We start from the raw sequence: 7,900 nt of genomic DNA, 5'->3' as shown, positions 1-7,900 counted from the left end.
GATTTTGATTGCAAACCTTTTATCAGCTTGTGCATTAGCACCAAAGCTCAAACAACCCAATGATAGGAACCGTGTGCCTATTAATAAAACAATCCCTGCCGAAATTAAGCGAGGAGACAGATGAAAACAAAACAAGCAAAACCAGTGAAAGCCGAACAACTTAGCAGTTATTACGAAGAAAGTCGTGGTCTAGAACGGGATCTTATAAGCGAATTTATAAGGTCGCGCAGAACGGCGTGGCGTGTAGCAAGTGCTGTTGGTCTTTTTGGCTTATTCGGTATGATATGTGGCGTCATTGGATTTTCCCAACCAGCGCCTACACCTTTAGTGTTACGCGTTGATAACACAACAGGTGCTGTTGATGTTATTTCAATTATGCGCGAGCACGAAGAAAGCTATGGTGAAGTTGTAGATAGATATTGGCTCAACCAATATGTACTTAACCGCGAAACTTATGACTATGATACTATTCAACTGAATTATGATACAACAGCACTTTTAAGTGCAGCTGCTGTTCAGCAAGAATATTATAAAATCTATGATGGGGAAAATGCACGAGATAAAGTGCTTTCCAACAAAGCACGTATCACTGTTAAAATACGATCAATCCAGCCTAATGGCCTTGGTCAAGCAACTGTACGTTTTACGACTCAACAACTTGACAGCAGCGGTGCTGCTACTGGACCAAAACAGCACCAGATTGCAACAATTGGTTATACCTATGTCGGTGCACCCATGAAATCATCTGATCGATTGCTTAACCCTCTTGGTTTTCAAGTAACAAGTTACCGTTCTGACCCAGAAATACTGTTGAATGATTAAGGAATTGATTGTTATGAAAAAACTTGCATTTGTTGTTCTATTGTCTTCGTTTTCTTCTCTTTATACAGTACCTGTGCAGGCACTCAAAAGTCCATCAAATTCACAATATGATCACCGCATTCGCTATATAACATATAACGAAGCCGATGTGGTTCAAATTGAAACAGTTCTGGGAGTAGCAACACATATTATTCTTGAAGAAGGTGAACAGTATATCACTCATGCCTTTGGCGATTCAGAAGCCTATGCCTTTGCGCATAAAGGGCGGCATATTTTTATTAAACCAAAAGCAGAACTTGCCAATACCAATCTCATCGTTGTAACTGACAAACGGAGTTACAAATTTCGACTGCAATTTCGAAATGACCGTGCGGGATCAACCTATGAATTGGCTTTCCATTATCCCGATTCAACCGATGAAAAGTCAGAAGAAAACAACCGACGCCTTGCGATTGAACGTGGTTTTCACCAAAGCGTGAAGGGCTATAATCTCAGTTACACCATGAGCGGTCATCAAGATATTGCTCCCATCAATGCTTGGGACAATGGGCGTATTACTTACTTTAAGTTTCCTGCTAACATGGATATGCCATCGATTTATGTCGTAGATGCTGAAGGGAATGAAAGCTTAATACCGCGCACCGTCATCGGTAGTTCGAATGATATTATCGCCGTTCATAAGGTCAATCCTAAATGGATCATACGACTTGGTAAACGCGCTCTCGCTGTTTTTAATGAAGCCTATGACCCCCATGGTATACCAAACACAACTGGAACAGTATCTTCGGTGGTTTATCGTATCAATAAAGGAGGAAAATAATGTTTGACAATAAGGAAGGAGATGAAAAAGGTAGGAAACTGGACAATATAGAGCAAAAACATATTGAAGATGCCTATGGGAGCTCTGAACTAGGTTCAGATCGCCGTCCGACAATTCCAGGGACCCGTGCATTGTTAATTGTAGGACTTATTGTCATAGTAGCGGTGCCAATTGCTCTAACTTGGAAGGCTTTAAAAATGGGTAGTACCGTGGAAGTAGAGGAAGAAAAAACACAACAAACGGTACAGCAAATTATACCGAGCTATATCCCCCGGGTTATAGAAGAGCCCAAACCTGTAGAAGAAGAAAAACCAACACAGACTGAAGATTCAAGCCTAGATATTTCACCAGCCTTAGCTAAACTTCTTCAAACAACCGTTCCCCCACATATGCTCCAAGATTCTGAAGAATTAGCGCGTAAACGTATGCTTAGTTCTAGTCTTAACAATGGTGGGAGCGAAGGATCTACAGAAACTAAAACATCGAATGATGACAGTGGTGCATTAAATCTCCAACCTGTACGTTTAGGTCGATCACATGCGGCGCAACTTCGTAACCGTGATCTTTTGATTACACAAGGAACGCAAATAGATTGTACATTGGAAACAAAAATCATCACGTCACAACCTGGAATGACGACATGTCATTTGACACGGGATATTTATTCTACAAGTGGTCGTGTTGTCTTGCTTGACCGTGGTTCTAAAGTCGTTGGTTTTTACCAAAGTGGCTTACAGCAAGGACAAACACGTGTGTTTGTACAATGGTTACGCATTGAAACCCCTTCTGGAGTTATTGTCAATCTTGACTCACCTGGTACAGGTCCTCTTGGTGAATCAGGTATTGGTGGCTGGGTTGATAGACACTTTTGGGAGCGTTTTAGTGGCGCAATTATGGTGAGTATTATCGGTGATTTAGGAGAATGGGTAAGAGGTAAAATCAATAAAAGTAGCAAAGAGGATAAAGAGAACCCACAACCTCAAGGGGCTCATAATGCTGAATCAGTAGTAAGCGATGTTCTTCAAAATTCGATCAATATAGCACCAACTCTTTATAAAAACCAAGGCGAACGAATAAATATTTTCGTTGCTCGTGATCTGGATTTCAGCGATGTCTACAGTCTCGTCACACGTTAACCCGATACAAAAAGATCAAGCAGTTTCTCAGCTTTTGCAACCGCTTGATCGTTTCTTAGAAGATCCTAAGATCACTGAATTATCGATCTGCCGCCCCTGTGAAGTATGGACAAAAAGCTTCAACGGGTGGCAGGTTCATAGCGTGCCAGAGCTAACAACAGCTTTTTTGCAAACGCTTATTACAGCGATTATCGTTTATAACGGCATGGCTCCTAAAAGTATTAATTACGTGCTCTTGCCTGGTGGACAACGTGGTACAATTATCCAAACGCCAGCTGTCATTGATGGCACTCTTTCTTTTGTGATTCGTAAACATTCTCTTATCGTTAAGACGTTAGAAGAACTCAAAGAAGAAGGAGCATTTGATGATTTTTCCGATGTAAGTTTTAACAAGCCTTCAGCAAAAGAAGCCAATAACTTGTTATCAAAGCAGGACTTCACGCGGTTAGAACCATTTGAAGTTCAGCTCTTACAACGTAAACGTGAGGGAAAAATTCTTGAATTTTTGGAAGAATGCGTCCTTCACAAACGCAACATCATCATTGCTGGCAAGACAGGATCGGGGAAAACAACATTTGCCCGCTCGCTCATTGAAAAAGTCCCTGTAGAAGAGCGTATCATCACGATTGAAGATGTTCATGAGCTTTTTCTACCCAATCATCCTAATCACGTAAATATGATTTATGGTAACAATGTGGGTCGTGTTTCAGCTGAAGAATGTCTAGATGCCTGTATGCGTCAATCGCCTGACCGAATTTTTCTTGCTGAATTACGAGGCAATGAAGCATGGGAATATCTTAATTCACTCAACACAGGTCATCCTGGATCGATTACAACGACGCATGCCAACAGTGCTTTGCAGACCTTTGAGCGCTGTGCCACCTTGATTAAAAGATCAGAAGTTGGCCGTCAACTCGAGATAGAAATGATAAAGATTGTTCTTTACACAACAGTTGATGTCATATTGTTCTTTAAAGATAGAAAACTTTCTGAAGTTTTTTACGACCCGATTTTTGCTAAATCAAAAATCGCTTAAATAAGGCTTGCTCTCTCAATGAAAGCACACAGACGAAAAAAGCCGTAACCAATTGTTACGGCTTTTTCATTGAACACCATCTCTTCTCTTAGCCTCTCCAATGTATTTTTTACACGCTTCATGAACAAAAAAAGAAAAAAGTGAATAGAAAAAAAATCGCATATGAGATTCTATCGATCATTCTCTCTATTTATCTTTGGAAAATGTATATTTGATGTAAAAGAGAAAAGAATAAATTTTGATTTGCCTATCAATAAGAGCTTCGTGAAACAGATACCGATCATCACCAATAATTATCGTCATCAAGACAAAAGCTTATTTTCAGTGATCAATAAGTATGTTTTTTACCCAAACAATCTTCAGATACGAAGAACCCAATATAAGTATAGTATCATTCTGATTGAGCATCTATAACTCACATTTCATTCGGGAATAAAAAGTACAGTGACATACCGATATTCCTTGAGAGAAGAAAGATTCTTATTCCATACCAACTTGTCAACAATCAAATTTCTCTAAAGAAAGCTTTACTAACCATATCACGTGGGACACATATCCCCACCTCAAAGGATTAAACTTCTCAACCCAAACTGATCTTTCAACTCTCTGTCTCCTTGCCTAGCAGAGTGAACTTTTAACCACTTTAAGCACACATCGCAAATGACGGTATTTTATAGCACAACCAAATAAATACACAAAGAATAACGGATCATATCATTAATACTTTGTAGAGCTCTCTTTTATATTAAGAAATATATTTTACACTGAAAAATAAAGATTAAACCTATATAAATTTGATATTTCCTCAAAAGCCTTTTTGGGCTCTCTAATAAATTCAAATCGTTTGACGTTATAATAGTTTTAAACTCCTACCCCCTTCATTATATAATCTATCAGAATAATAGAGAGTGATTTTATGCTCTCCGATTTTGAGAACTATAAATTTTGTTTTTTTTAATGTACTTAACAATCGAATGCCTAAAACAAAATATGACCTTTAAATATATGGGATGATGATATCAAAAGCCTTCAATCACTGCATATCAACAATATTTTCGATATTATAATAAACGTATCATAAAATTACGAACTATCGTCACTCATTTGTATTTCATTTGAATGATTTACATACGTTATAATGTTTGTATTATTCTTTGTTTTTTATGCTCTATTGTAAGATAAGCTTTTTATAAAAAACGATTAAGTGAATCATACATTAAAGTGAGAGTTTTGATACAGATTTAATGAAAATAAAAACACATAGCATATTGTTTTTACATAACATGCTGTTTTAAGTATTCATTTTACCCGAAAGACTCATGTCTTTTTAAAGTAATAATAATTATGTTGACCATCTTATGGAAGCCAATGGGCTCTTAGAGATTAAATCTCCAAAGGCCATACTATTTCGAGCCTGAACCTTTACTTTCATGAAGGCGTCATTTTTTAAAGGCGGCGTTCAACCATGAGTTTTTTAATTTCAGCAATCGCTTTTGCTGGATTTAATCCCTTTGGACAAGTTTGCGCACAGTTCATAATCGTATGACAGCGATAAAGGCGAAAAGGATCTTCTAAATTATCCAGACGTTCACCACACATCTCATCACGTGAATCTGCAATCCAGCGATAAGCTTGGAGCAAAACAGCGGGACCCAAATAACGATCACCATTCCACCAATAACTTGGACATGATGTTTGGCAACAGGCGCATAAGATACATTCATAAAGACCATCAATTTTTTGGCGGTCGGAGTGACTTTGTAACCATTCTTTTGCAGGCTCTGGCGAAACAGTTTGCAACCAAGGTTCAATGACTCGATGTTGAGCATAAAAGCGCTTTAAATCAGGAACCAAATCTTTCACAACCGGCATGGAGGGCAAAGGATAGACCTTAATGGGGTGCTTTACATCATCCATACCTTTGGTACAAGCCAATGTATTGGTTCCATCAATATTCATCGCACAGGAACCACAGATGCCTTCACGGCAAGATCGGCGAAGTGTCAAAGTCGGATCAATATGGTTTTTAATAAATAAAAGCCCATCAAGAATCATAGGGCCACAAGCAGAACGATCCACATAATAGGTATCCAGATGGGGATTTTCCTCATCATCAGGCGACCAACGATACACGTGAAATTCTGTCAGTTTTGTCGCACCTTCAGGTTTAGGCCAAACCTTTCCCGGTTTTACTTGAGAATTTTTGGGAAGCTTAATTTGTACCATATTTCATTCTACCCTTAATAAACCCGTTTTTTAGGTGCAATGCGCTTTAAATCGATTCCACCATCAGCTTCAGATGTTAATGGGTCCACATGGACAGGTCGATATGATAACGTCACCTTACCTTCTTTTGACAAATGTGAAAGCGTATGTTTTCGCCAATTTTTATCATCACGCTCTGGATAATCTTCACGGGCGTGAGCACCACGGCTTTCTAAACGTGCTGCTGCAGAATGAACAGTCATGATTGCATTTGCCATGAGATTTTGAAGCTCTAAGGTTTCAACCAAATCAGAATTCCATATCATGGAACGATCTGTGACTTTAAGATCAGACAATTCCTCCCAGATTTTATTCATCCGCTGGCATCCCTGTTGCAAAGAATCTTCTGTACGGAAGACTGCTGCATCTTCTTGCATCGTGCGTTGCATTTTTTCACGCAATAGAGCTGTTGGTATTGCTCCTTGTGCAAAGCGTAAACGATCAAAACGCGCTATAATTTCGTCAATAGCTTCTTCATTCAAAGGCGGAATTTCTGCATTCCGATCAATAACTTCACCTGCACGAATGGCAGCAGCACGCCCAAACACCACAAGATCAATCAATGAATTTGATCCCAAGCGGTTAGCACCATGAACAGAAGCACATCCCGCTTCACCTACCGCCATCAGTCCTGGTTGAATACGATCAGGCGAATCAGCCGTTGGATTGAGAACTTCCCCATAATAGTTGGTAGGAATCCCCCCCATATTATAATGAACCGTTGGCAAGATAGGAATCGGTTCTTTTGTAACATCCACCCCTGCAAAGATTCGGGCGGATTCAGAAATCCCTGGTAAACGCTCATGTAAGATTGCAGGATCAATATGATTGAGAACCAAATGGATATGATCCTTCTTTGGTCCAACGCCACGCCCTTCACGAATTTCAAGAGTGATACAACGTGAAACCAAATCGCGTGAAGCTAAATCCTTAAAGGAAGGCGCATAGCGCTCCATAAAGCGTTCACCTTCAGAATTGATTAAATAGCCCCCTTCCCCACGAGCGCCCTCTGTAATGAGACAGCCAGAACCATAAATGCCTGTAGGATGGAATTGCACAAATTCCATATCTTGGAGGGGTAATCCAGCCCGTGTGATCATTCCACCCCCATCACCCGTACAGGTATGTGCTGATGTTGCAGAAAAATAAGCACGCCCATAACCACCGGTTGCAAGAACAACCATTTTAGCAGAAAAACGGTGTATTGTACCATCATCGAGATTCCACGCCACAACCCCCGTACAAACCCCATCGGTCATGATAAGATCGAGTGCAAAATATTCAATAAAAAATTGCGCATTATGCTTTAAGCTTTGTCCATAAAGCGTATGCAAAATGGCATGGCCTGTACGATCTGCTGCAGCACAAGTCCGTTGAACAGGGGGACCTTCACCAAATTGTGTCGTATGTCCACCAAAGGGACGTTGATAAATTTTTCCTTCTTGCGTTCGAGAAAAAGGAACGCCATAATGCTCTAATTCATATACAGCAGCTGGGGCATTACGCACCAAATATTCCATTGCATCGGTATCGCCCAACCAATCAGAACCTTTCACGGTATCATATAAATGCCACTGCCAATTGTCAGGTCCCATATTTGAAAGTGATGCGGCAATTCCCCCTTGTGCTGCAACCGTGTGCGAGCGCGTTGGAAACACCTTCGTGATACAAGCTGTCTTTAATCCTTGTTCTGCCATACCCAGTGTTGCACGTAATCCTGCCCCCCCTGCCCCAACAACAACAACATCAAATTTATGATCTACAGTGCGATAAGGGGCGTTACCTGCTTTAGCGCCCAAAGATGATCTTGTACCCGCCATA

7 protein-coding genes are annotated in these 7,900 nt (G+C 40.1%); 5 read left to right on the top strand and 2 right to left on the bottom strand.

All coding sequences use genetic code 11. The features are described from left to right. Position 1: 1 nt before the first annotated feature. Genes PVV70_RS01200 through virB11 form a run of 5 tightly spaced genes read left to right on the top strand, consistent with a single transcriptional unit; the run spans position 2 to position 3,814 of the window. Complete coding sequence (locus PVV70_RS01200; protein ID WP_273757608.1) at positions 2 to 124, top strand: TrwH protein; 123 nt, start codon at positions 2 to 4, stop codon at positions 122 to 124. Next, positions 121 to 822 (top strand): virB8 family protein, encoded by a 702-nt coding sequence (locus PVV70_RS01195; protein ID WP_273757594.1) that lies wholly within the window; start codon positions 121 to 123, stop codon positions 820 to 822. Before PVV70_RS01200 ends, PVV70_RS01195 begins: the two co-directional genes overlap by 4 nt. Before the next feature lie 13 nt (positions 823 to 835). Next, a complete protein-coding gene (gene virB9 / locus PVV70_RS01190) occupies positions 836 to 1,642 on the top strand; it encodes a P-type conjugative transfer protein VirB9 (RefSeq protein ID WP_273757593.1) in 807 nt (268 codons plus the stop codon). Further along, positions 1,642 to 2,778: a type IV secretion system protein VirB10 gene (gene virB10 / locus PVV70_RS01185; RefSeq protein ID WP_273757592.1), complete on the top strand. Its 1,137-nt coding sequence runs from the start codon at positions 1,642 to 1,644 to the stop codon at positions 2,776 to 2,778. The genes virB9 and virB10 overlap by 1 nt, the downstream gene beginning before the upstream one ends. After that, positions 2,753 to 3,814: a P-type DNA transfer ATPase VirB11 gene (virB11, locus tag PVV70_RS01180; protein WP_273757591.1), complete on the top strand. Its 1,062-nt coding sequence runs from the start codon at positions 2,753 to 2,755 to the stop codon at positions 3,812 to 3,814. Before virB10 ends, virB11 begins: the two co-directional genes overlap by 26 nt. Before the next feature lie 1,446 nt (positions 3,815 to 5,260). Here the strand turns inward: virB11 and PVV70_RS01175 are convergent. Together PVV70_RS01175 and sdhA are read right to left on the bottom strand one after the other, a co-directional pair. Further along, on the bottom strand, positions 5,261 to 6,040 hold the full coding sequence (locus PVV70_RS01175; RefSeq protein WP_005774220.1) for a succinate dehydrogenase iron-sulfur subunit: 780 nt from the start codon (positions 6,038 to 6,040) through the stop codon (positions 5,261 to 5,263). A gap of 14 nt (positions 6,041 to 6,054) precedes the next feature. Then, on the bottom strand, positions 6,055 to 7,899 hold the full coding sequence (gene sdhA, locus PVV70_RS01170; protein WP_273757589.1) for a succinate dehydrogenase flavoprotein subunit: 1,845 nt from the start codon (positions 7,897 to 7,899) through the stop codon (positions 6,055 to 6,057). Between the last annotated feature and the right edge of the window lies 1 nt (position 7,900).

This window comes from Bartonella sp. AU55XJBT (assembly GCF_028618525.1).
The sequence above is the reverse complement of the archived record's forward strand: the minus strand, read 5'-3'. Positions and strand labels throughout refer to the sequence as shown.

What these genes read in the sequence shown, in the direction of transcription:
- PVV70_RS01195 (WP_273757594.1), top strand. Translation starts at nt 121, where the DNA reads ATGAAAACAAAACAAGCAAAACCAGTGAAAGCCGAACAACTTAGCAGT.
- virB9 (WP_273757593.1), top strand. Translation starts at nt 836, where the DNA reads ATGAAAAAACTTGCATTTGTTGTTCTATTGTCTTCGTTTTCTTCTCTT.
- virB10 (WP_273757592.1), top strand. Translation starts at nt 1,642, where the DNA reads ATGTTTGACAATAAGGAAGGAGATGAAAAAGGTAGGAAACTGGACAAT.
- virB11 (WP_273757591.1), top strand. Translation starts at nt 2,753, where the DNA reads ATGTCTACAGTCTCGTCACACGTTAACCCGATACAAAAAGATCAAGCA.
- PVV70_RS01175 (WP_005774220.1), bottom strand. Translation starts at nt 6,040, where the DNA reads ATGGTACAAATTAAGCTTCCCAAAAATTCTCAAGTAAAACCGGGAAAG.
- sdhA (WP_273757589.1), bottom strand. Translation starts at nt 7,899, where the DNA reads ATGGCGGGTACAAGATCATCTTTGGGCGCTAAAGCAGGTAACGCCCCT.